The 23,006-nt window shown below is 70.9% G+C and carries 17 protein-coding genes; 9 read left to right on the forward strand and 8 right to left on the reverse strand.

The window, feature by feature from the left end; genetic code table 11:
* The first annotated feature begins 37 nt into the window (after positions 1–37).
* Both QUY26_RS29750 and QUY26_RS29755 read left to right on the forward strand, forming a co-directional pair.
* Positions 38–322 (forward strand): YggT family protein, encoded by a 285-nt coding sequence (locus QUY26_RS29750; RefSeq protein ID WP_030361669.1) that lies wholly within the window; start codon positions 38–40, stop codon positions 320–322.
* Positions 323–377: 55 nt separating this feature from the next.
* Positions 378–1,514: a DivIVA domain-containing protein gene (locus QUY26_RS29755; RefSeq protein ID WP_030361668.1), complete on the forward strand. Its 1,137-nt coding sequence runs from the start codon at positions 378–380 to the stop codon at positions 1,512–1,514.
* Between the two features lie 194 nt (positions 1,515–1,708).
* On the opposite strand, the gene ileS is transcribed toward QUY26_RS29755, so the two are convergent.
* On the reverse strand, positions 1,709–4,852 hold the full coding sequence (gene ileS / locus QUY26_RS29760) for an isoleucine--tRNA ligase (RefSeq protein ID WP_289951973.1): 3,144 nt from the start codon (positions 4,850–4,852) through the stop codon (positions 1,709–1,711).
* A 591-nt stretch (positions 4,853–5,443) separates the two neighbouring features.
* Between ileS and QUY26_RS29765 the strand changes: the two genes are divergently transcribed.
* The 5 genes from QUY26_RS29765 (at position 5,444) to QUY26_RS29785 (ending at position 10,546) form a co-directional block, all read left to right on the forward strand.
* Entirely contained in the window at positions 5,444–6,607 is a 1,164-nt protein-coding gene (locus QUY26_RS29765) for a TraR/DksA family transcriptional regulator (RefSeq protein ID WP_289951974.1), read from the forward strand.
* A gap of 78 nt (positions 6,608–6,685) precedes the next feature.
* Positions 6,686–7,360 carry a signal peptidase II gene (lspA, locus tag QUY26_RS29770; protein WP_289951976.1) on the forward strand — a complete coding sequence of 225 codons (675 nt, stop codon included), beginning with the start codon at positions 6,686–6,688 and terminating at the stop codon, positions 7,358–7,360.
* 61 nt (positions 7,361–7,421) lie between these two features.
* Positions 7,422–8,363, forward strand: a complete 942-nt coding sequence (locus QUY26_RS29775) for an RluA family pseudouridine synthase (RefSeq protein WP_289951978.1) — start codon at positions 7,422–7,424, stop codon at positions 8,361–8,363.
* Positions 8,360–8,836, forward strand: coding sequence for a GNAT family N-acetyltransferase (locus QUY26_RS29780; RefSeq protein WP_289951981.1), 477 nt, complete (start codon positions 8,360–8,362; stop codon positions 8,834–8,836). The genes QUY26_RS29775 and QUY26_RS29780 overlap by 4 nt, the downstream gene beginning before the upstream one ends.
* A 123-nt stretch (positions 8,837–8,959) precedes the next feature.
* Positions 8,960–10,546: a Na+/H+ antiporter gene (locus QUY26_RS29785; RefSeq protein WP_289951983.1), complete on the forward strand. Its 1,587-nt coding sequence runs from the start codon at positions 8,960–8,962 to the stop codon at positions 10,544–10,546.
* A gap of 54 nt (positions 10,547–10,600) precedes the next feature.
* On the opposite strand, the gene QUY26_RS29790 is transcribed toward QUY26_RS29785, so the two are convergent.
* Positions 10,601–11,692, reverse strand: a complete 1,092-nt coding sequence (locus QUY26_RS29790) for a mechanosensitive ion channel family protein (protein WP_289951985.1) — start codon at positions 11,690–11,692, stop codon at positions 10,601–10,603.
* A gap of 30 nt (positions 11,693–11,722) precedes the next feature.
* On the opposite strand from QUY26_RS29790, the gene QUY26_RS29795 reads away from it, so the two are divergent.
* Positions 11,723–12,292, forward strand: coding sequence for a dienelactone hydrolase family protein (locus QUY26_RS29795; RefSeq protein WP_289951987.1), 570 nt, complete (start codon positions 11,723–11,725; stop codon positions 12,290–12,292).
* 40 nt (positions 12,293–12,332) lie between these two features.
* On the opposite strand, the gene QUY26_RS29800 is transcribed toward QUY26_RS29795, so the two are convergent.
* From QUY26_RS29800 to QUY26_RS29820, 5 genes are all read right to left on the reverse strand, one after another.
* Positions 12,333–13,886 carry a serine/threonine-protein kinase gene (locus QUY26_RS29800; protein WP_289951988.1) on the reverse strand — a complete coding sequence of 518 codons (1,554 nt, stop codon included), beginning with the start codon at positions 13,884–13,886 and terminating at the stop codon, positions 12,333–12,335.
* 54 nt (positions 13,887–13,940) lie between these two features.
* Positions 13,941–15,635 (reverse strand): alkaline phosphatase D family protein, encoded by a 1,695-nt coding sequence (locus QUY26_RS29805; protein WP_289951990.1) that lies wholly within the window; start codon positions 15,633–15,635, stop codon positions 13,941–13,943.
* Between the two features lie 124 nt (positions 15,636–15,759).
* The gene (locus QUY26_RS29810; RefSeq protein ID WP_289951992.1) at positions 15,760–16,578 is read right to left on the reverse strand and encodes a thioredoxin domain-containing protein; all 819 of its coding nucleotides are present in this window, start codon (positions 16,576–16,578) and stop codon (positions 15,760–15,762) included.
* A gap of 41 nt (positions 16,579–16,619) precedes the next feature.
* A complete protein-coding gene (locus tag QUY26_RS29815; protein WP_289951994.1) occupies positions 16,620–17,306 on the reverse strand; it encodes a hypothetical protein in 687 nt (228 codons plus the stop codon).
* A gap of 72 nt (positions 17,307–17,378) precedes the next feature.
* A complete protein-coding gene (locus QUY26_RS29820) occupies positions 17,379–18,707 on the reverse strand; it encodes a DUF2252 domain-containing protein (RefSeq protein ID WP_289951996.1) in 1,329 nt (442 codons plus the stop codon).
* Positions 18,708–18,913: 206 nt separating this feature from the next.
* Between QUY26_RS29820 and dnaE the strand changes: the two genes are divergently transcribed.
* A complete protein-coding gene (gene dnaE / locus QUY26_RS29825) occupies positions 18,914–22,456 on the forward strand; it encodes a DNA polymerase III subunit alpha (protein ID WP_289951997.1) in 3,543 nt (1,180 codons plus the stop codon).
* A 110-nt stretch (positions 22,457–22,566) separates the two neighbouring features.
* Here dnaE and QUY26_RS29830 read toward each other — a convergent pair whose 3' ends face one another.
* The gene (locus QUY26_RS29830; RefSeq protein WP_289951999.1) at positions 22,567–22,746 is read right to left on the reverse strand and encodes a hypothetical protein; all 180 of its coding nucleotides are present in this window, start codon (positions 22,744–22,746) and stop codon (positions 22,567–22,569) included.
* Between the last annotated feature and the right edge of the window lie 260 nt (positions 22,747–23,006).

Here is a 23,006-nt window from a genome sequence, read left to right on the forward strand (position 1 = left end):
GAACTCGACTGGGAACAGGGGAGAGGGAAACGCGAACATGGGCGTGGTCTTGCAAGTGATCTACATCGCGCTGATGTGTTTCCTCATCGTGCTGATCTTCCGGCTGGTCATGGACTACGTCTTCCAGTTCGCCCGCTCATGGCAACCCGGCAAGGCGATGGTGGTCGTTCTGGAGGCCACCTACACTGTCACCGATCCACCGCTCAAGCTTCTGCGGCGGTTCATTCCGCCGCTGCGTCTCGGGGGCGTGGCGCTCGACCTGTCCTTCTTCGTGCTGATGATCATCGTCTACATCCTGATCTCCGTCGTGAGCCGGCTGTGAGCGCGATGTCAACTACGTTCTTGCCGAATGCCGACGACTACGTTGAGGTGAAGAGATGCCGCTGACCCCCGAGGACGTGCGGAACAAGCAGTTCACGACCGTCCGTCTCCGAGAAGGCTATGACGAGGACGAGGTCGATGCCTTCCTAGATGAGGTCGAGGCCGAGCTGACCCGCCTGCTCCGCGAGAACGAGGACCTGCGCGCCAAGCTGGCCGCGGCCACGCGTGCCGCGGCGCAGAACCAGCAGCAGGGCGGCATGCGCAAGGGCCCCGGCGGTCCCGGTGGCCCCGACGGACCGCAGGACCAGCGAGGTCCCGGTGCTCCCGTGCCCGCCGCAATATCTGGCCCGCAGCCGGTGCCGCCGCAGCAGCAGCACCCGATGGGCGGCCCGCCCCAGCTGCCGGGCGGCGCTCCGCAGCTTCCCCCGGGCCCCGGCGGCCACGGTCCGCAGGGTGGCCCGCAGGGGCCTGGCCCCATGGGTCAGGGCCCCGGTCCGATGGGCCAGGGTCAGATGCAGGGACAGATGGGTGGCCCCATGGGCGGCCCGATGGGCGGTCACGGCCCGCAGCTTCCGCAGCCCGGCCAGGGCCCCGGCGGCGACAGCGCCGCCCGTGTGCTCTCGCTCGCGCAGCAGACCGCCGACCAGGCGATCGCGGAGGCCCGTTCCGAGGCCAACAAGATCGTGGGCGAGGCCCGTTCGCGCGCCGAGGGCCTGGAGCGGGACGCCCGCGCCAAGGCCGACGCCCTGGAGCGGGACGCGCAGGAGAAGCACCGCGTCGCGATGGGCTCCCTGGAGTCCGCCCGCGCCACCCTTGAGCGCAAGGTCGAGGACCTGCGCGGCTTCGAGCGCGAGTACCGCACGCGGCTGAAGTCCTACCTGGAGTCGCAGCTGCGTCAGCTGGAGACCCAGGCCGACGACTCGCTGGCTCCGCCGCGGACCCCGGCGACCGCGTCCCTTCCGCCGTCCCCGGCGCCTTCCATGGCCTCGGCCGGCGCGGGTGCCCCGTCCTACGGCGGCAACCAGTCGATGGGTGGCAACCAGCCCGCGGGCGCGCCGTCCTACGGCGGGCAGCAGCAGATGTCGCCCGCGATGACGCAGCCGATGGCGCCGGTGCGGCCGCAGGGCCAGCAGCCGATGCAGCAGGCTCCGTCCCCGATGCGGGGATTCCTCATCGACGAGGACGACAACTGACGGGCTTCATCACGCCGTAGGCGTCGGCAGCTGTAACAGGGCGAGGCCCCCGGGAATCCGGGGGCCTCGCCCTGTTGCGTGCGCCGCACCCGTCAGAGCCCGCAGAAACGTTCCGACGTTTGTGCGCGGGCACGCAACGCCGAAGGCCCGGCCCCACCAAGATCTTTGGTGGGGCCGGGCCTTCGGCTCGCGTGTTACGCCTTGCGGAGGCGGAACGACAGGGAGATCGAGTCGTCCTTGAACGGCTCGCCGTACGTGTCGTCGGCCTCGCCCTCGGCGAAGTCCGTGGCCAGGACCTCGTCCGCGATGAGGGCGGCGTGGTCGGTCAGGGCCGTGACGACGGCCGGGTCCGTGGACGTCCAGCGCAGGGCGATCCGGTCGGCGACGTCGAGGCCGCTGTTCTTGCGGGCCTCCTGGATCAGGCGGATCGCGTCCCGGGCCAGGCCCGCGCGGCGCAGCTCGTCCGTGAGCTCCAGGTCGAGGGCGACCGTGGCGCCGGAGTCGGACGCCACCGACCAGCCTTCGCGCGGGGTCTCGGTGATGATGACCTCGTCCGGGGCGAGCGTGACCGTCTCCCCGTCGACCTCCACCGAGGCCGTGCCCTCGCGCAGGGCGAGGGACAGCGCGGCCGCGTCGGCCTCCGCGACGGCCTTGGCCACCGCCTGCACGCCCTTGCCGAACCGCTTGCCGAGGGCGCGGAAGTTGGCCTTGGCGGTGGTGTCGACCAGGGAGCCGCCCACCTCCGAGAGGGAGGCGAGGGAGGAGACGTTCAGCTCCTCCGTGATCTGCGTGTGCAGTTCGGGGCTGAGCGCGTCGAAACCGGCCGCGGCGACGAGCGCCCGGGACAGCGGCTGGCGCGTCTTGACGCCCGACTCGGCGCGCGTGGCGCGGCCGAGCTCGACGAGGCGGCGCACCAGGGCCATCTGCTTGGACAGCTCGGGGTCGACCGCCGACAGGTCCGCCTCCGGCCAGGTCGCCAGGTGCACCGACTCCGGGGCGTCCGGCGTGACCGGCACGACCAGGTCCTGCCAGACGCGCTCCGCGATGAACGGCGTGAGCGGGGCGAGCAGGCGCGTGATCGTCTCGACGACCTCGTGCAGGGTGCGCAGCGCGGCCGCGTCGCCCTGCCAGAAGCGGCGCCGCGAACGCCGGACGTACCAGTTGGAGAGGTTGTCGACGAACGTGGACAGGAGCTTTCCGGCGCGCTGGGTGTCGTAGGCGTCCAGGGCCTGCGTCACCTGGTCGGTGAGCGCGTGCAGCTCGCTGAGCAGCCAGCGGTCGAGCAGCGGGCGGTCGGCGGGCGCCGGGTCGGTGTCCGAGGGGGCCCACTTCGACGTACGGGCGTAGAGCGCCTGGAAGGCGACCGTGTTCCAGTACGTCAGGAGGGTCTTGCGGACGACCTCCTGGATGGTGCCGTGGCCCACGCGGCGGGCCGCCCACGGGGAGCCGCCCGCCGCCATGAACCAGCGGACGGCGTCCGCGCCGTGCCGGTCCATGAGCGGGATCGGGTCCAGGGTGTTGCCCAGGTGCTTGGACATCTTGCGGCCGTCCTCGGCGAGGATGTGGCCGAGGCAGACGACGTTCTCGTAACTCGACTTGTCGAAGACCAGGGTGCCGACGGCCATCAGGGTGTAGAACCAGCCGCGGGTCTGGTCGATGGCCTCCGAGATGAACTGCGCGGGGTAGCGGCTCTCGAACAGTTCCTTGTTCTGGTGCGGGTAGCCCCACTGCGCGAACGGCATCGAGCCCGAGTCGTACCAGGCGTCGATGACCTCGGGCACGCGCACCGCTTCGAGGGAGCAGCCCTCGTGGGTGCAGGTGAACGTGACGTCGTCGATGAACGGGCGGTGCGGGTCGAGGTCCGACTGATCGGTGCCCGTGAGCTCCGTCAGCTCGGCGCGGGAGCCGACGCAGGTGAGGTGGTTCTCCTCGCAGCGCCAGATGGGCAGCGGGGTGCCCCAGTAGCGGTTGCGGGACAGCGCCCAGTCGACGTTGTTGGTCAGCCAGTCGCCGAAGCGGCCGTGCTTGACGGACTCCGGGAACCAGTTGGTCTTCTCGTTCTCCTGGAGGAGCCGGTCCTTGACGGCGGTGGTGCGGATGTACCAGGACGGCTGCGCGTAGTAGAGGAGCGCGGTGTGGCAGCGCCAGCAGTGCGGGTAGCTGTGCTCGTACGCGATGTGGCGGAACAGCAGGCCGCGGTCGTCGAGGTCCTTGGTGAGGGCCTCGTCGGCCTTCTTGAAGAAGACACCGCCCACGAGCGGGACGTCCTCCTCGAAGGTGCCGTCGGGGCGGACGGGGTTCACGACCGGCAGGCCGTAGGACCGGCAGACCTTGAGGTCGTCCTCACCGAAGGCGGGGGACTGGTGGACGAGACCGGTGCCGTCCTCCGTGGTCACGTAGTCGGCGTTGACCACGTAGTGCGCCTCGGCGGGGAAGTCCACGAGCTCGAAGGGGCGCTGGTACGTCCAGCGCTCCATCTCGGTGCCGGTGAACGTCTGCCCCGTGGTCTCCCAGCCCTCGCCGAGTGCCTTCTCCAGCAGGGGTTCGGCGACGACCAGCTTCTCCTTGCCGTCGGTCGCCACTACGTAGGTGACGTCCGGGTGCGCGGCGACCGCCGTGTTGGACACCAGCGTCCACGGGGTGGTCGTCCACACCAGGAGGGCGGCCTCGCCCGCGAGGGGGCCGCCGGTCAGCGGGAAGCGGACGTAGACGGACGGGTCGACGACCGTCTCGTAGCCCTGCGCCAGCTCGTGGTCGGACAGGCCCGTGCCGCAGCGGGGGCACCAGGGGGCGACGCGGTGGTCCTGGACGAGGAGGCCCTTGTTGAAGATCTCCTTCAGGGACCACCAGACGGACTCGATGTACTCCGGGTTCATCGTGCGGTAGGCGCCGTCGAGGTCCGTCCAGTACCCCATGCGGGTCGTCAGGTCGGCGAAGGCGTCCGTGTGGCGGGTCACCGACTCGCGGCACTTGGCGTTGAACTCGGCGATGCCGTACGCCTCGATGTCCTTCTTGCCGTTGAAGCCGAGCTCCTTCTCGACCGCGAGCTCCACGGGCAGGCCGTGACAGTCCCAGCCGGCCTTGCGGGCGACGTGGTAGCCGCGCATGGTGCGGAAGCGCGGGAAGACGTCCTTGAAGACGCGGGCCTCGATGTGGTGCGCGCCGGGCATGCCGTTGGCCGTGGGCGGGCCCTCGTAGAACACCCATTCGGGGCGGCCCTCGGACTGCTCCAGGCTCTTGGCGAAGATCTTCTGCTGCTCCCAGAAGTCGAGCACTGCGTGCTCGAGGGCGGGCAGGTCGACCTGGGCGGGCACCTGGCGGTACTGCGGCGGCGTCATTCGCTTTTCCTCCGGCGGACGTTCTTCCCTTCCGTCGGAGGGACGAGAGGCGCATCGCTGCGCTCCCGCGGTACCACCCTCCTTGGCCCTTTGGCGCTGGCGCCACAGGGCCCCCTCATTGGGGTCGCGATGCCGGGTCTACTCACCGGTCCGGTCCCTCAGGGGGCCGGTCCGCGACTTTCTTCCGACGGCTCCGGGGTGATCTTCACGTCGCGCTCGCCCCCGGGCTCACACCGTCCCCGGGTCGCTCATGGCTGCGTACGCCGCTACTCGTCCCCATCCACGCTTCTCGCTCCGGCCAGTGTACGGCGCCGGGGCGGGGGCGGCCGACCGGTTTTCGGTGGGGCCCGGGGCGGGGCGGGGTCCGTGCGCGCCGTGACCCGAATGGCGACACGCGCGCCGACGGGTCCCGGCGCGCCCCGGTCGGCGGATTACGCGGCGGGGAGCTGGGCACAACGCAGGCAGGCTCACCGTGCGACCCCCGGGGGCGGGCGAATCGGGCGGCGTGCCCCGTTGCCGCGGGCCTGGAGTCGATTTATCGTCCCAGCACGATTCGCGTGCAAGATCACAATATGTGAAGGGGCCGCGGCCATGGTGGCGAAGAAGACCGCCGTACAGCAGTCGGCGTCCAGCAGATCCACAGCCGCGGGGGCCGGGGCGGCGGGGGAGGCGGGCGGCAAGGCGGCCCGCACCGTCAAGACCGTGCGGGCGGGCAAGACGGCGGGCGCGGGCTCGGCGGCGCCGAAGAAGACCACGGCCAAGGCGGCCGCGAAGGCGCCTGCGAAGGCGTCGGCGAAGAAGACGTCTGCCGCTGTCCCGGAGAAGACAGCGGCTGCGGCTTCGGCGAAGAAGGCCGCCGCCAAGACGACCGCCACCAAGGCGGCCGCCGCCAAGAAAGCCGGCGACAAAAAGCCTGTCGGCAAGGAGGCGGCGGGTGCCTCCAGGAACGTGGCCGCCAAGAAGTCCGTTGCCAAGAAGACGACCGTTGCCAAGAAGGCGTCTCCGGAGAAGGCGTCTCCACAGAAGGCGGCTTCGAAGAAGACAGCTTCGAAGAAGGCGTCGGCCACGAAGGCGTCGGCGGCGAAAGCCGCGCCCGAGCAGGCCGCGTCCGAGAAGTCCGCCGCCACGACGGAGGCGGACAGCGGGCCTGCTGCGTCCAAGAAGGCGACGGGCGCCACGAAGGGTTCGGGAGCCAGGAAACGTACGGCCAAGAAGTCGGCCGCGTCCGCGGCCGAGGGTGCGGCTCAGGCCGCGGAGACGACGGGAGCCACGACGGTGGTTGCGAAGAAGACTCCGGGCACGGCGACGGCGGCGGCGAAGTCGGGCGCGGTGCCCAAGGCGCGGGCCGCGGGGACACCCGGCGAGCTCGCGGTGCGGCCCGGCGAGGATCCGTGGACCCCGGCGGAGGTCGCCGAGGCACGCACCGAGCTGATGTCCGAGACCATGCGGCTGCGGTCCGAGATCGAGGCGTCCGAGGCCGGTCTCGCCGGTCTGATGCGGGACTCCGGGGACGGCGCGGGCGACGACCAGGCGGACACCGGCACGAAGAACATCACGCGGGAGCACGAGATGGCGCTCGCCGCGAACGCCCGGGAGATGCTGGAGCAGACCGAGCGCGCCCTGGAGCGCCTGGACGCGGGGACGTACGGCCTCTGCGAGAACTGCGGCAACCCCATCGGCAAGGCCCGCATGCAGGCGTTCCCGCGGGCCACCCTGTGCGTCGAATGCAAGCAGAAGCAGGAACGGCGCTACTGAGCGTGGCCTGGACGCCTTGGCCGGTACCCGGGTGTCGTACCCTCGACCCCAGTCAGGCACCTAGGTTGAGGGACTCACGTGGCAGAGGCGGAGCGCATCATCGGTACTCCGGACATCCCTGAGGCGGAGGGGGCCGGACCGGAGCAGTCCGATTCCGGCTCGAAGGACGAGCAGCGCTCCGGGAACGAGCAGACGCCGGAGGCGGAGACCGCGGCGGACGTGGAGGCCGAGGCCGACGCGGAGCCCGAGGGCGAGCCGAAGCCCAAGGGGCGGCGGAAGATCGCCGTGCTGTTCGGCGTCGCCCTCGTCGCGTACGCCCTCGACCTCGTCAGCAAGATGATCGTGGTCGCCGAGCTGGAGCACCACGAGCCGATCGACGTGGTCGGTGACCTGCTGCGTTTCAACGCGATCCGGAACGCGGGCGCTGCCTTCGGCATGGGCGAGGCGTACACCATCATCTTCACCGTGATCGCCGCGATCGTGATCGTGGTGATCGCCCGCCTCGCCCGCAAGCTGTACAGCCTGCCCTGGGCGATCGCCCTCGGCCTGCTGCTCGGCGGCGCGCTCGGCAACCTCACCGACCGTATCTTCCGCTCGCCCGGTGTGTTCAAGGGCGCGGTGGTCGACTTCATCGCGCCCAAGGGCTTCGCGGTCTTCAACCTCGCCGACTCCGCCATCGTCTGCGGCGGCATCCTGATCGTGCTGCTCTCCTTCCGCGGGCTCGACCCGGACGGCACCGTCCACAAGGACTGAACGGACCCCCGCGTACGGCGTTCGGTACGGCGGTGTCGTAGCCCTCCTGCATACTCGTGGGGTGAGCACGATTCCCGAGATCCGCACCCTGCCCGTACCGGACGGCCTGGAGGGCGAGCGCGTCGACGCCGCCATCTCGCGCATGTTCGGCTTCTCCCGCACGAAGGCCGCCGAGCTCGCCGCGGCGGGGAAGGTCGCGGTCGACGGCTCGGTGGTCGGCAAGTCCGAGCGGGTGCACGGCGGCGCCTGGCTCGAAGTGGAGATGCCGCAGGCGCCCGCTCCGGTGCAGATCGTCGCCGAGCCCGTCGAGGGCATGGAGATCGTGCACGACGACGAGGACATCGTCGTGATCGTCAAGCCCGTCGGCGTCGCTGCGCACCCGAGCCCCGGCTGGACCGGTACCACCGTGATCGGTGGCCTCGCCGCCGCCGGGTACCGCATCTCGACGTCCGGCGCCGCCGAGCGCCAGGGCATCGTGCACCGCCTGGACGTCGGCACGTCCGGCCTGATGGTCGTCGCCAAGTCGGAGCGGGCGTACACGTCGCTGAAGCGCCAGTTCAAGGAGCGCACGGTCGACAAGCGGTACCACGCCCTGGTGCAGGGCCACCCCGACCCCATGAGCGGCACCATCGACGCCCCCATCGGCCGCCACCCGAACCACGACTACAAGTGGGCGGTCACCGCCGAGGGCAAGCCCTCCGTCACGCACTACGACCTCATGGAGGCCTTCCGCGCGGCCTCCCTGCTCGACATCAAGCTGGAGACCGGCCGGACCCACCAGATCCGGGTGCACATGTCGGCGCACCGGCACCCCTGCGTGGGCGACCTGACGTACGGCGCCGACCCCACGCTCGCCAAGCGGCTCGGGATCACCCGCCAGTGGCTGCACGCCGTGCGGCTCGGCTTCGAGCACCCCGGGGACGGCCAGTGGGTCGAGTTCGCCAGCGACTACCCCGACGACCTCCAGCTGGCGCTCGACCGGGTGCGGGCGGAGAGCGCGTGAGCGGGGCGGTGGCCTGCCGGGTCGCGGTGGGCCGGGAGGACCTGGACGCGTGCTTCGGCGTGCGCAAGGAGGTCTTCGTCGCCGAGCAGGGGGTGCCGGAGGACCTGGAGTACGACGAGTACGACAGCGGGGCCGTGCACGTGCTCGCGGTGCGCGCCGAGGACGGGGTCGCGCTGGGCACGGGGCGGTTGCTGACCGGGGACGCGGCCGTCGTGAAGAACGGTGACCCCGACGTCGGGGTCGGTGCCCTGGGGCGGTTGGCCGTGCTGCGGGCCGCGCGGGGGCTCGGAGTGGGCGCCGCGCTGGTGTCCGCCATCGAGGCGGCCGCTCGGGAGCGGGGGCTGCACGCCGTCGACCTGCACGCGCAGACGCACGCGCTGGGTTTCTACGAGCGGTTGGGATACGAGGCCTACGGGGCGGAGTTCCTGGACGCGGGGATCCCGCATCTCGCCATGCGCAAGGCGCTGCGCTAGCCGAGCTGTGCCGGCCGTTCGGCCGTCGCGCGCGTGGTGCGTCTGGTTCGGGGGGTTTGTGGGGGGTGCGTGGCAGAGTTGAGGGGCTGATCGTTTCGGTTTCTCGCTGCCGGAGGGCATCCCGTGGATCAACTGGCGTTGCTGCTCCTGTTGTTGCTGGGGGCCCTGGTCACCGTGCCGTTGGGGGACCGGATCGGGCTGCCCGCGCCGGTGCTCATGACGCTGTTCGGGGGCGTGCTCGCGTTCCTCTCGTTCGTACCGAACGTCGAGATCGCGCCTGAACTGATCCTCCCGCTGGTCCTGCCGCCGCTCCTGTACGCGTCCGTGCAGCGCACGTCCTGGCGGCAGTTCGCGGCCAACATCCGGCCCATCCTGCTGCTCGCCGTGGCGCTCGTGTTCGTGACGACGGCGGCCGTCGCGGCCGTGGCCAACGCCGTCGTGCCGGGGCTGCCGCTCGCCGCGGCCGTCGCGCTCGGCGCGCTCGTCGCCCCGCCGGACCCGGTGGCCGCGACCGCCGTCGCCGGTTCGCTCGGCCTGCCGCGGCGCCTGGTGTCGATCCTGGAGGGCGAGGGGCTCTTCAACGACGTCACCGCGATCGTGCTGTACCACGTGGCCATCGCCGCCGCCGTCAGCGGCACCTTCTCCTGGCCGTCGGCCGTCGGCCAGCTCGTGCTCTCCGCCGTCGTCGCCGTCGCCGTCGGCCTCGCCCTCGGCTGGCTCTCCAACAAGCTCATGGGCCTCCTGAACGACGCCACCCTGCAGACCGGCCTGACGCTGCTCGTGCCGTTCGTCGCCTACGTACTCGCCGAGGAACTCCTCGGCTCCGGCGTCCTCGCCGTCCTGACCACGGCCCTCTACCTCGCCGAGCGCGCCGTCGACGCCGACGACGTGCTCGGCCGGATCACCGGGCAGTCCTTCTGGGAGATCGTCGACACCCTCGTCACCGGTGTCGCGTTCGGCCTCATCGGCCTCGAACTGCACAACGTCTTCGGCACCGCCGACGGGCGCGAGTGGGAGATGGTCGGCTGGGGCGCCGCCATCGTGGCGGTCGTCGTCGGCGTGCGGCTGATGTGGCTGCTGCCCGCCACCTGGCTGGCCAAGCGGCTGCACAAGCGCCGCGACTACGACGAGGAGATCCCGACCAGCTGGCGCGAGACGGTCGTCATGTGGTGGTCCGGCATGCGCGGCGTGGCCTCGGTCGCGCTGGCCCTCGCCATTCCGCTCAAGACGGACGACGGGGCTCCGTTCCCGGCCCGTGACGAGATCGTCTTCATCGCCTTCTGCGTGATCATCGCGACCCTGATCGCCCAGGGACTGACCCTGCCGTGGCTGGTCAAGAAGCTCGGCGTGCGTGCCGACACCGACGCCGAGCGGGCCCTTGAGCGCGAACTCGCCGTGCGCGCCGCGAAGGCCGCCAAGGCGCGCCTCAAGGAGATCGAGGAGGTCGAGGAGCTGCCGGAGGAGGTCGCCGAGCGGCTGCTGCGCGGAGCCTTCGACATCGGCGCCCGGATCAGCCCCGACATCCTGGACGACGAGCGGCGCGAGCGGTACGCCACCCGCGTCGACCGTTTCAAGGCCGTCCAGCGCATCCAGCGCGAGATGATGTCGGCCGCCCGCCACGAGGTTCTCGCCGCACGCAGCGAACCCGGCTACGACCCGGAGATCGTGGACCGGGTCCTGCACCACCTGGACGTGCGCAGCCTGCGCTGACGCACGGGCCGGGGCGTGCGGGCCGCTCCCGCCCCGGCCCCCGGACCCACCGTCTCAGCCCCGCCCCGTCCGCGGCACGTACGGCGTCACCGGATGCGGATGGCCCCCGTCCGGCGGCTCCACCGCCCAGGCCGTGTTGACCCGGGGCAGCGCGTACGGATGGTGCTCGGTCAGCCAGGCGACGAGCTGCTCGCGGACCGTGACCCGCACCGTCCAGATGTCGTCGGCGTCCTTGGCCGTCACCAGGGCCCGTACCTGCACGGTGTTCGGCGTCGTGTCCGTGACCGCGAGACCCCAGTCCCGGCCGTCCCAGGCGGCGCACTCGCGCAGGATCTCGTGCAGCTTCTCGCGCATCTGAGCCATCGGGGCCGAGTGGTCGAGCTGGAGGAAGACGGTGCCGGTCATCTGGGCGCCGCCGCGGGACCAGTTCTCGAACGGCTTCGAGGTGAAGTACGACACCGGCATCGTGATCCGGCGCTCGTCCCAGGTGCGCACCGTCAGGAACGTCAGCGTGATCTCGTCGACGACACCCCACTCGCCGTCCACCACCACCGTGTCCCCGATCCGCACCATGTCGCCGAACGCGATCTGCAGCCCCGCGAAGAGGTTGGCGAGCGTGGACTGGGCGGCCACACCCGCCACGATGCCGAGGATGCCCGCCGACGCGAGCAGCGAGGCCCCGGCCGCCTGCATGGCGGGGAACGTGAGCAGCATCGCGGCGGCGGCCACCACGCCGACGATCGCCGCGACCACGCGCTGGATCAGCGTGACCTGCGTGCGCACGCGCCGGACCCGGGCCGGGTCGCGGTGCGCGGAGGCGTAGCGCGCGTACGACGACTCCACCACGGCCGCCGAGATCCGCACCGCGAGCCAGGCCACCGAGGCGATGAGCACCAGCGTGAGCGCTCTGCCGATGCCCACCGAATACCCCTCGGCGATCTTCGTCTGGGCGTACGACCCGCGCAGCAGCGCCGCGCACAGCACCAGTTGCAACGGCAGTCGGCAGCGGCGCAGCAGCTCCCACAGCGGCTGCCCGGGCCGTCTGTCGGCGGCCCGGCGCAACGCCCAGTCGGCCACCCAGCCGACCGCGAGCGTGAGCACGACCGAGCCGCCGACCACGATCAACGGACGCAGCACGTTCTCCATGCCCTTGAGGGTAGGTGGCACGATGGCCCCATGAACATCATGCTTTTCCATTCGACGTACGGGCTGCGGCCCGCGGTGCGCGCGGCGGCCGACCGGCTGCGGGCCGCCGGGCACGAGGTGTGGACCCCGGACCTCTTCGACGGCCGCACCTTCGAGACCGTCGAGGAAGGGCTGGCCTTCAAGGACGAGCTGGGCAACGACGAGCTGCTCAAGCGCGCGGTCCTGGCCGCCGCGCCCTACTCCGACCGGGGCCTCGTCTACGCGGGCTTCTCGCTCGGCGCCGCCACCGCGCAGACCCTCGCCCTCGGCGACGCCAAGGCGCGCGGCCTGCTGCTCCTGCACGGCACGTCGGACATCGCGGAGAACGCGTCCGTGGACGAGCTCCCCGTGCAGCTGCACGTCGCCGAGCCCGACGCGTTCGAGACGGACGACTGGCTCAGCGCCTGGTACCTCCAGATGGGCCGCGCGGGCGCCGACGTGGAGGTCTACCGGTACGCGGGCGCCGGGCACCTGTACACCGACCCGGACCTCGACGACTACGACGCCGAGGCGGCGGAGGCGACGTGGCGCACGGCGCTGGGGTTCCTGGAGAGCCTGTAGGCGTCGGCCCAGGGACCGGTCGGCCCCGGCCGGTCCCGCCTCAGGACCGCACGCAGCGGCCCGCCGGGCTGCTCGCGGGCGGCTTGCACTGGAGCCCGAGGTCCCCGGCGCTGTCGCTGAGGTAGCGCCCCACGCACGTGGTCCCCGAGGTGCGGCCGCGCTCCGCGCAGAACTGCAGCGCCGCACGCCCGTCGGCGAACGGGCCCGGCGCGTAGAACACCCAGTACCCCGGGTGCAGCGAGGCGTAGTCGTCGCTGCGCAGGTACTGCGCCTCCGGCACGGTCCTGCGGACGGCGGCGAGCTTGCGGTCGCGGGTCGCGGCGGACGACGAGAGCGGCTCGGAGTGCAGCTGGGCGATCCAGCGGCCGGACGCGGGCGGCTTCGAGGGGCCCGTGGGCTTCCCGCCGGTCGGGGTGTCGGTGGGCCGCGGGGAAGGTTCCTTCGTACGCGGTGACGCGGACCCCGATCCGGCCGCCTGCCCGCCGTCCTTGCCCTCCGCGCCCCCGCCCCCGCCGTCGCGCAAGGTCAGGGCCAGTGCCAGGCCCGCCACCAGGGCGAGGGCCACCGCCACCGCGGCGACGATCACGGGTGTGCGGCCGCGGGCGTCGCCCCGGAGCGGGGTCCGGCGCGTGGTGTCCGGTGGTGGATCGAGGGGTGGCCGCGCGTGGGCGTGGCTCCGCGAACCGGGTGGCGGTGGCGGCGCGGGGGGTGTGAAGGGCGGGCGCGGCGCCGTCTCGGTGGGCTGCCACGCGACGTCGTCCGCCACGGCGGCGAGCATCGTGTCCAGGCGGGCCGCGTCAGGGCGCCGCGCCGGGTCCCGTACGAGCAGCGCCTCCAGGACCGGTGAGAGCGGGCCGGAGCGCACCGGCGGCGGCACCGGCTCGTCGAGGACCGCGGCCAGGGTGGCCAGGGGCGTCGCGCGGCGCAGCGGACTCACCCCCTCCACGGCGATGTACAGGACCAGACCCAGCGACCACAGGTCGGAGGCCGGTCCCTCCTCGTCGGTGCCCCGGACGCGCTCGGGCGCGATGTACTCGGGCGAGCCGATGAGCTCGCCGGTGGCCGTGAGCTGCGTGGAGCCCTGAAGCGCGGCGACCCCGAAGTCGGTCAGGACAGCGGGCGGAACAGCATCGGGACGGTCGGACGACGCCCGCAGCAGCACGTTGGCGGGCTTGATGTCGCGGTGCAGGACGCCTGCGGCGTGGGCGGCGCGCAGGGCCGAGAGCAGTTCCCGGCCCAGGCGCGCCGCCTCTCGCGGGGGCAGGCTGCGTTCCTCCAGGAGATCCTGGAGGGTGCGGCCCGGGAGCAGCTCCATCACCAGCCACGGGTGCGGCCCCACATCGACGATCTGGTGGATCGTCACGACATGGGGGTGATTGACCCGGGCCAGCGCCCGGGCCTCGCGCAGCACCCGCTCCCGCAGCACCCGTGCGGCGTCGCCGGACAACTCCGGCCCCTGGGGCCGGACTTCCTTCAGCGCCACCTCACGGTGCAGCACGGTGTCGCGCGCCCGCCACACCGTGCCCATGCCGCCGCTGCCGAGCCGTTCGAGCAGCTCGAAACGCCCGTCGACTATGTCCCCCTGGTCGCTCATGAGCGACAGGGTAAGGGAACGGAGGGCCCGGGTCCGCTCCTGGACGCCGGGTTGTCACCGTACCGGTGCCCGCACCCGCTCCACCTTCTGGGTACCGGCGAGCGTCCGGTACGAACGCGCCCACGAGGACGTCGCCTCGGGGTCCGTGCGGTCGGAGACGATGTAGTAGTCCATCTGCGAGCGCTCCGCCGTGACGTCCAGGACGCCGTATCCGTGGGAGTCCATGTCGAGCCACTTCACGTGGCGGTTGGCGGCCTTGATCGCGGCGACGCCGACCAGGGACAGGGTCTGCGGCGGGACGTTCAGGAGGTCGTCGACGTTGTCGGACGTCACGGACGTGACGACGAACTCCGTGGCCGCGGACGGCGACGCCGGGTACGTGGCGGCGGTCACCGGCACGTCGTTGGCCCACGCCATATGGATGTCACCGGTCAGGAAGACGGTGTTCCGGATGCCCTTGTCCCGCAGGTGCCCGATGAGTTCCTTGCGGTCGTGGGCGTAGCCGTCCCACTGGTCGGTGTTGACGGCGAGACCGCCCTCGGGCAGGCCGAGCAGCTTCGCGAGGGGCTTGAGGAGGTACGCGGGCAGCGAGCCGAACGCGACCGGCGAGATCATCACCGACGTGCCGACCAGCTTCCACGCGGCGTCCGAGGCGGCCAGGCCCGCCTTCAGCCAGTCGAGTTGGGCGCGGCCCGCGATCGTGCGGTCCGGCGAGTCGACGTCACCGCTGCCCACCCCCGCCTGCTTCGAGCGGAACGAGCGCAGGTCGAGCAGGTGCAGGTCGGCGAGCTTGCCGAAGCGCAGCCGGCGGTAGACGGTGCCCTCGGTGGCCGGGCGCACCGGCATCCACTCGAAGTACGCCTGCTTGGCGGCGGCCACGCGCGCGGCCCAAGGGCCCTCGGTCTCCGGCGTGTGGTTCTCCGCGCCGCCCGACCAGGCGTCGTTGGCGACCTCGTGGTCGTCCCAGATCGCGATGACGGGGTGGGTGCCGTGCATGGCCTGCGCGTCGGGGTCGGTCTTGTGGGCGCCGTGCCGGATCCGGTAGTCGGCGAGGCTGAGGATCTCGTGCTTCGGCTGGTGCTCGCGCACGACGTCGCCGGACGAGGCGAAGCCGCCGGACGCGTACTCGTACAGGTAGTCGCCGAGGTGCAGGACCGCGTCGAGCTCGGTGCGGGCGGCGAGATGGCGGTACGCGGAGAAGTAGCCGGCCTCCCAGTTGGAGCACGACACGACGCCGAAGCGGATGCCGGGCGCGGCGGTCTCGTGGGCCGGGGCGGTGCGGGTGCGGCCCACGGGGGAGAGCACGGGCGCGTCGCTGCCTACGGAGAAGCGGTAGTAATAGGTGGTCGCCGGGCGCAGGCCCCTTACATCGGCCTTGACCGTGTGGTCGCCCGCCGCCTTCGCGGTGGTCGAGCCGCGGCCCACGACCTTGCTGAAGCCCTTGTCCTCGGCTATCTCCCACCGCACCTCGGTGTCCGGCCCCTTGCCGGATCCGGGCACGGCGTCGGGCGTCGGCGTGATCCGCGTCCACAGCAGGACGCCGTCGGGCAGCGGGTCGCCGGAGGCGACACCGTGCAGGAAGGCCGGGCCGGTGGCGGCGCGGGCGGGCAGGGCCGCGGCCAGCGGGGCGGCGAGGGCGGCGGTGGCGGCCGCGGCCTTGACGACGGTGCGGCGGCGCGGGGTGAGGGCGGCCGACGGTTTGCCGGGACCCTCAGCGGGCGTAAGGGAGTTGTCTCTTCGACTGGTCATGAGGGATCACCCTACGGACCGGTAACGGCGAAGAGCGGGCGACCCCCGAAAGTTCGCCCGCTCTTCCGCAACACGCCTACTGCGCTTGCGTGATGACTCCCGCATCAGCCCTTCGACGTCGCGGTCAGCCCTTCAGCGCCGCGTCGACGGCCTTGTTGTAGTCCTCGACCGACATCGGCGCGTTCTTGCCGTCGGCTCCCTTGAGCTGCTTGCCGTTCATGACGAACGCCGGGGTGCCCTCGACGCCGTCCTTGTCGTCCTGGAACGCCTGCCCCATGGCCAGCGCCCAGCGGTCGTACGTACCGTCCTTGACCGCCTTCTTGAAGGCGTCGCTCTTCTTGAGCTCGGGGACCTCGTTCGCGACCTTGATCAGGTATGAGTCGTCCTTGAACTTGTCGTCCTGCTCGCTCGGGTGGTTGTCCGCCGAGTACAGCGCCTTCTTGTAGGCGAGGAACGCGTCCGGGGAGACGTTCAGGGCGGCGCCGAGCGCGCTCATCGCGTTGCGGGAGCCCTCGCCCGGGATGTTGCGGTCCAGGAAGGTGGCGCCGACGAACTGGACCTTGTACTTGCCGTCCTTGATGTCCTTCTCGACCGTCGGGCCGACGGCCTGCTCGAAGCTCGCGCAGATCGGGCAGCGCGGGTCCTCGTAGACCTTGAGGGTCTTCTTGGCGCTCGCCTTGCCGACGACGACGGTCGTGCCGTCCTTGCCCGAGGTGTTCGCGGGCTTGACGAGCTTCTTGTCCTTGGCCTCTTCCCAGTAGCCGGGCTTGTTGCCCTGCATGACGGCGTAGGAGATGCCGCCCGCGAGGGCGAGGACACCGACGATGGACGTGCCGACGATGATGGACCGCTTGCGCTTCTCGCGCTTGCGCTCGGCTTCCTGCTGGGCGCGGATCCGCTCGCGGGCGGCCTGCTTCGCGGCCTGGCTGTTGCGCTTGCTCATGGTGGTTCTCCGTGGGTGTGGCGGTTCGTGGTCGGCTGTGCTCAGGCGAAGAGGGCCGAGCACGGCGGTCCACGCCGTCCCACGCAGTGCACGAGCAGCCGGGTGCGCACGAGTGGCGTCCGGCGGACGGGGCGCGGCAGCCTGCGCGCCGGGCCGGCCCGGCGGGCCACCGCGGCGACCGCGAGCAGCAGCGGCCGGAACGTCGCCGCGGCCGCCGCCCGGAACAGCCCCGCCACGGCCCGCTCCATCCGCCCGAGCCAGGCCGCGGCGAGCAGCCCGACCCCGACGTGCGCGCCGAGCAGCAGCCAGGCCGTGGCGGGGCCGCCGTCGGCGAGCAAGGAGGCGGCGCCGTGGCTCTCACCGCCCGCCATCCGGGCGAGCGGGGTGCCGACGCTGGTGCCGCCGCACAGCACGTCCACGCCGAAGGACCGCAGCGGGCCCGTGACGGGGCCGCCCGACTGGCCGTAGCAGACGTGCTGGCCCGACGTGAAGACGGTGTCGGCGGCCAGCTCCAGCGGGATCAGCAGGGCGGCGATGCGGCCGAACCCGCGCTCGCGCCCGGCGAGGGCGTACGCGATGACGTACACACCGGCTGTGACGGCGAGGCAGGTGGTGAGCGGCAGCGGGGCCCGGGACAGCAGGATGTGCGACGCGGCGGACAGCATCACGACGAGTGCCGTGAACAGTGCCGCACGCACCACTCTGATCGGGGTCCCGGATATGTCCATCGCGCAAGCGAGTGTGCCACGAGCCGTCATAAGAGACCCCTAAAGGGTCCCTGTGAAGCACACGGCGACCCGCTACAGCCCCGGGATCCGGCCATTGCGGAACAGGTCGACGAAGACCTGGTGGTCCGCGCGGGCCCGGGCGCCGTAGCCGTGCGCGAAGTCCACCAGGAGGTCGCCGAAGCCGTCCTCGTCGGCCGCGATGGCGGCGTCGATGGCCCGCTCCGTGGAGAACGGCACGAGCTCCGAGTGACCGCTCTCGTCGTCCGCGGCCGCGTGCATCGTGGCCGTGGCCCGGCCCAGGTCGGCCACCACGGAGGAGATCTCGTCCAGGTCGTCGATGTCCGACCAGTCCAGGTCGACCGCGTACGGCGAGACCTCGGCGACGAGCTGGCCCGCGCCGTCGAGCTCCGTCCAGCCGAGCCAGGGGTCGGCGTGCGCCTGCAGGGCCCGCTGGGAGATGACCGTGCGGTGGCCCTCGTGCTGGAAGTAGCCGCGGACGGCGGGGTCGGTGATGTGCCGGGAGACGGCCGGGGTCTGGGCCTGCTTCAGGTAGATGACGACGTCGTTCTCCAGGGCGTCGCTGTTGCCCTCCAGGAGGATGTTGTACGACGGCAGTCCGGCCGAGCCGATGCCGATGCCGCGGCGGCCCACGACGTCCTTCACGCGATACGAGTCGGGGCGGGTCAGGGAGGACTCGGGCAGCGTCTCCAGATAGCCGTCGAAGGCGGCGAGGACCTTGTACCGCGTGGCGGCGTCCAGCTCGATGGCGCCGCCGCCCGGCGCGAAGCGCCGCTCGAAGTCGCGGATCTCCGTCATCGAGTCCAGGAGCTCGAAGCGGGTCAGGGAGCGGGCGGCGCGCAGCGCGCCCAGGAGCGGGCCCTGGGCCGTGTCGAGCGTGAAGGGCGGCACCTCGTCGCTCTTGGCGCCCCTCGCCAGGTCGTGGATCCGCTCGCGGTACGCCGCGGCGTACGTGCGCACCAAGGAGGTGATCTGCTCGTCGCTCAGCGCCTTCGTGTACCCGATCAGGGCGAGGGAGGCGGCGAGGCGCTTCAGGTCCCAGGTGAAGGGGCCCACGTACGCCTCGTCGAAGTCGTTGACGTTGAAGATCAGGCGGCCCTGGGAGTCCATGTACGTGCCGAAGTTCTCGGCGTGCAGGTCGCCGTGGATCCAGACCCGGCCGGTGCGGTCGTCCACGTACGCGCCGCCGTGCTGCTCGCGGCCCAGGTCGTGGTAGAAGAGGCACGCCGTGCCGCGGTAGAAAGCGAAGGCCGAGGCCGCCATCTTCCGGAACTTCACCCGGAACGCGGCGGGGTCGGCGGCGAGCAGCTCGCCGAACGCGGTGTCGAAGACGGCGAGGATCTCCTCGCCGCGCTGGTCGGCGGTGGGCTGCGGGACCGACATCGCGGGGTGCCTCCTGGTGCATGACGTGGGGGACGGTCGTCCGCCCTCTTCTCAACGCCCGACCGTACTCCCGAGTGCCCGCCCTCCCGCCACCCCTCATCGGGGCGCTGCGCGCCACAGCTTTCGCCCTCGATGTCAGTCGCGCGGATTAGACTTCCACGCTGTCCGCCCACGCCACCCGCAGAGTTCCCCCGGAGGCCAACGTCGTGTCGAAGCCGCCCTTCACGCACCTGCACGTCCACACCCAGTACTCGCTGCTGGACGGTGCCGCGCGGCTGAAGGACATGTTCAACGCGTGCAACGAGATGGGCATGACGCACATCGCGATGTCCGACCACGGCAACCTCCACGGGGCGTACGACTTCTTCCATTCGGCGCAGAAGGCGGGCGTCACCCCGATCATCGGCATCGAGGCGTACGTGGCGCCGGAGTCCCGGCGCAACAAGCGCAAGATCCAGTGGGGCCAGCCGCACCAGAAGCGGGACGACGTCTCCGGTTCCGGTGGTTACACCCACAAGACGATCTGGGCGGCGAACAAGACGGGCCTGCACAACCTCTTCAAGCTGTCCTCGGACGCCTACGCCGAGGGCTGGCTCCAGAAGTGGCCGCGCATGGACAAGGAGACGATCTCCCAGTGGTCGGAGGGCCTGATCGCCTCCACCGGCTGCCCCTCCGGCGAGCTGCAGACCCGGCTGCGCCTCGGCCAGTTCGACGAGGCACTGAAGGCGGCCTCCGAGTACCAGGACATCTTCGGCAAGGACCGGTACTTCCTGGAGCTGATGGACCACGGCATCGAGATCGAGCGCCGGGTCCGCGACGGCCTCCTGGAGATCGGCAAGAAGCTCGGCATCCCGCCCCTGGTCACCAATGACTCGCACTACACGTACGCGCACGAGGCGACCGCCCACGACGCCCTGCTCTGCATCCAGACCGGCAAGAACCTCTCGGACCCCGACCGCTTCCGCTTCGACGGCACCGGCTACTACCTGAAGTCGACCGACGAGATGTACGCGATCGACTCCTCGGACGCCTGGCAGGAGGGCTGCCGCAACACCCTCCTGGTGGCCGAGCAGATCGACACGACCGGCATGTTCGAGAAGCGCGACCTCATGCCGAAGTTCGACATCCCGGAGGAGGGCTACACCAACACCACCTGGTTCAAGGAGGAGGTGCGGCGCGGCCTGGCCCGCCGCTACCCCGGAGGTGTCCCCGAGGACCGCCAGCAGCAGGCGGACTACGAGATGGACATCATCATCCAGATGGGGTTCCCGGGGTACTTCCTCGTGGTCGCCGACTTCATCATGTGGGCCAAGAACAACGGCATCGCGGTGGGCCCTGGCCGAGGCTCCGCGGCCGGTTCGATCGTGGCGTACGCCATGGGCATCACCGACCTCGACCCGATCGAGCACGGACTGATCTTCGAGCGCTTCCTCAACCCCGAGCGCGTCTCCATGCCCGACGTCGACATCGACTTCGACGAGCGTCGGCGCGTCGAAGTGATCAGGTACGTGACCGAGAAGTACGGCGAGGACAAGGTCGCCATGATCGGCACGTACGGCAAGATCAAGGCGAAGAACGCCATCAAGGACTCCGCCCGCGTCCTCGGCTACCCGTACGCGATGGGCGACCGCCTCACCAAGGCCATGCCCGCCGACGTCCTCGGCAAGGGCATCGACCTGGACGGCATCACCAACCCCTCCCACCCGCGCTACAGCGAGGCGGGCGAGATCCGGGCGATGTACGAGAACGAGCCGGACGTCAAGAAGGTCATCGACACCGCCAAGGGCGTCGAGGGCCTGGTCCGGCAGATGGGCGTGCACGCCGCCGGCGTGATCATGTCCAGCGAGCCCATCATCGAGCACGCCCCGATCTGGGTGCGGCACACCGACGGCGTCACCATCACGCAGTGGGACTACCCGCAGTGCGAGTCGCTCGGCCTGATCAAGATGGACTTCCTGGGCCTGCGCAACCTCACCATCATGGACGACGCCGTGAAGATGGTGGAGGCCAACAAGGGCGTCAAGCTGGAGATGCTGGAGATCCCGCTCGACGACCCGAAGACGTACGAGCTGCTCTGCCGCGGTGACACGCTCGGCGTCTTCCAGTTCGACGGCGGCCCGATGCGCTCGCTCCTGCGCCAGATGCAGCCCGACAACTTCGAGGACATCTCCGCCGTCTCGGCCCTGTACCGGCCCGGCCCGATGGGCATGAACTCGCACACGAACTACGCGGAGCGCAAGAACGGCCGCCAGGAGATCACGCCGATCCACAAGGAGCTGGAAGAGCCCCTGAAGGAGACGCTGGGTCTCACTTACGGCCTGATCGTGTACCAGGAGCAGGTGCAGAAGGCCGCCCAGATCGTCGCCGGGTACTCCCTCGGCGAGGCCGACATCCTGCGCCGCGTGATGGGCAAGAAGAAGCCCGAGGAGCTGGAGAAGAACTTCGCGATCTTCCAGGCCGGCGCCCGGAAGAACGGCTACAGCGACGAGGCGATCCAGGCCCTGTGGGACGTCCTGGTGCCCTTCGCCGGATACGCGTTCAACAAGGCGCACTCCTCCGCGTACGGCCTGGTCACGTACTGGACCGCGTATCTGAAGGCGAACTACCCGGCCGAGTACATGGCCGCCCTGCTCACCTCGGTCAAGGACGACAAGGACAAGTCGGCCGTCTATCTGAACGAGTGCCGCCGCATGGGCATCAAGGTGCTCCCGCCGAACGTGAACGAGTCGGTGCACAACTTCGCCGCCCAGGGCGACGACATGATCCTCTTCGGCCTGGAGGCGGTGCGCAACGTCGGCACGAACGTGGTGGAGTCGATCATCCGGTCGCGGAAGGCGAAGGGGAAGTTCGCCTCGTTCCCGGACTACCTGGACAAGGTGGAGGCGGCCGCGTGCAACAAGCGCACGACGGAGTCGCTGATCAAGGCGGGCGCGTTCGACACCATGGGGCACACCCGCAAGGGCCTGACCGCGCAGTACGAGCCGATGATCGACAACGTGGTGGCCGTCAAGCGCAAGGAGGCCGAGGGGCAGTTCGACCTGTTCGGCGGGATGGGCGAGGAGGACTCCGACGAGCCCGGGTTCGGCCTGGACGTGGAGTTCTCCGAGGACGAGTGGGACAAGACGTATCTGCTCGCGCAGGAGCGGGAGATGCTCGGTCTGTACGTCTCCGACCACCCGTTGTTCGGGCTCGAGCACGTGCTCTCGGACAAGGCGGACGCGGGCATCGGGCAGCTGACCGGCGGGGACTTCTCCGACGGCGCGGTGGTCACGATCGGCGGGATCATCTCCGGGCTGCAGCGCAAGATGACCAAGCAGGGCAACGCCTGGGCGATCGCGACGGTGGAGGACCTGGCGGGCTCCATCGAGTGCATGTTCTTCCCGGCGACGTACCAGCTCGTGTCCACGCAACTCGTCGAGGACGCCGTGGTGTTCGTCAAGGGACGCCTCGACAAGCGCGAGGACGTCCCCCGCCTCGTCGCCATGGAGATGCAGGTCCCCGACCTGTCGAACGCCGGGACCAACGCGCCCGTCCTGATCACCATCCCGACCGTGAAGGTGAGCCCGCCGATGGTCACGCGCCTCGGTGAGATCCTCAGCCACCACCGGGGCAACAGCGAGGTGCGGATCAAGCTCCAGGGCGCGCAGAAGACCACCGTGCTCCGGCTCGACCGGCACCGCGTGAAGCCCGACCCGGCGCTCTTCGGCGACCTCAAGGTGCTGCTCGGCCCGTCCTGCCTGGCGGGCTGACCCGGACAAGGGCGGCGCGCACACCGCACATCGCATGGCCAAGGGGCGCACCCGGACCGGGTGCGCCCCTCATGTGTGCCTGCGCGGGCGTCAGTTGGCGTCAGCCGGCGTCAGTTGTGGCCGAAGCGGCGCTGGTGCTTACGAGCAACATCCGCCGGGCTGCCCTGGGCCTGCGACTGCATGGCCTGCTGGGCCTCGGTCGCGGCCGACCGGGCTTCCTCGTTGGCGCGCTCGGCCTGCGAGGAGCGGTTCTGCTGGGAGCTCTGTTTGCGGTTCTTGTTCTTGGCCATGGTGATCTTCCTCCTGAGGGTGATCGAGGGGCCAGGACGCGACCAGACTCACATAGGTCGGTAAAAGGCGCATTTCGGAGAATTACCGTGCGTCATAGAGGGCCTCGCCGGGCCACTCGAAAGAGCCACGCACCGAGTTCGGGCGGATACGCCACGCCGAAGATCGAGTTCGGGCCGTTAACCTCCGCGAGGTCGGGCAGACTCGAAGGAAACCCGAAGCGACCTCCAGGATCCGCGGGAGCTCCCGATCCGCCGAATCG

The sequence above is a fragment of the Streptomyces flavofungini genome, from assembly GCF_030388665.1.
Classification (GTDB): Bacteria; Actinomycetota; Actinomycetes; order Streptomycetales; family Streptomycetaceae; genus Streptomyces; species Streptomyces flavofungini_A.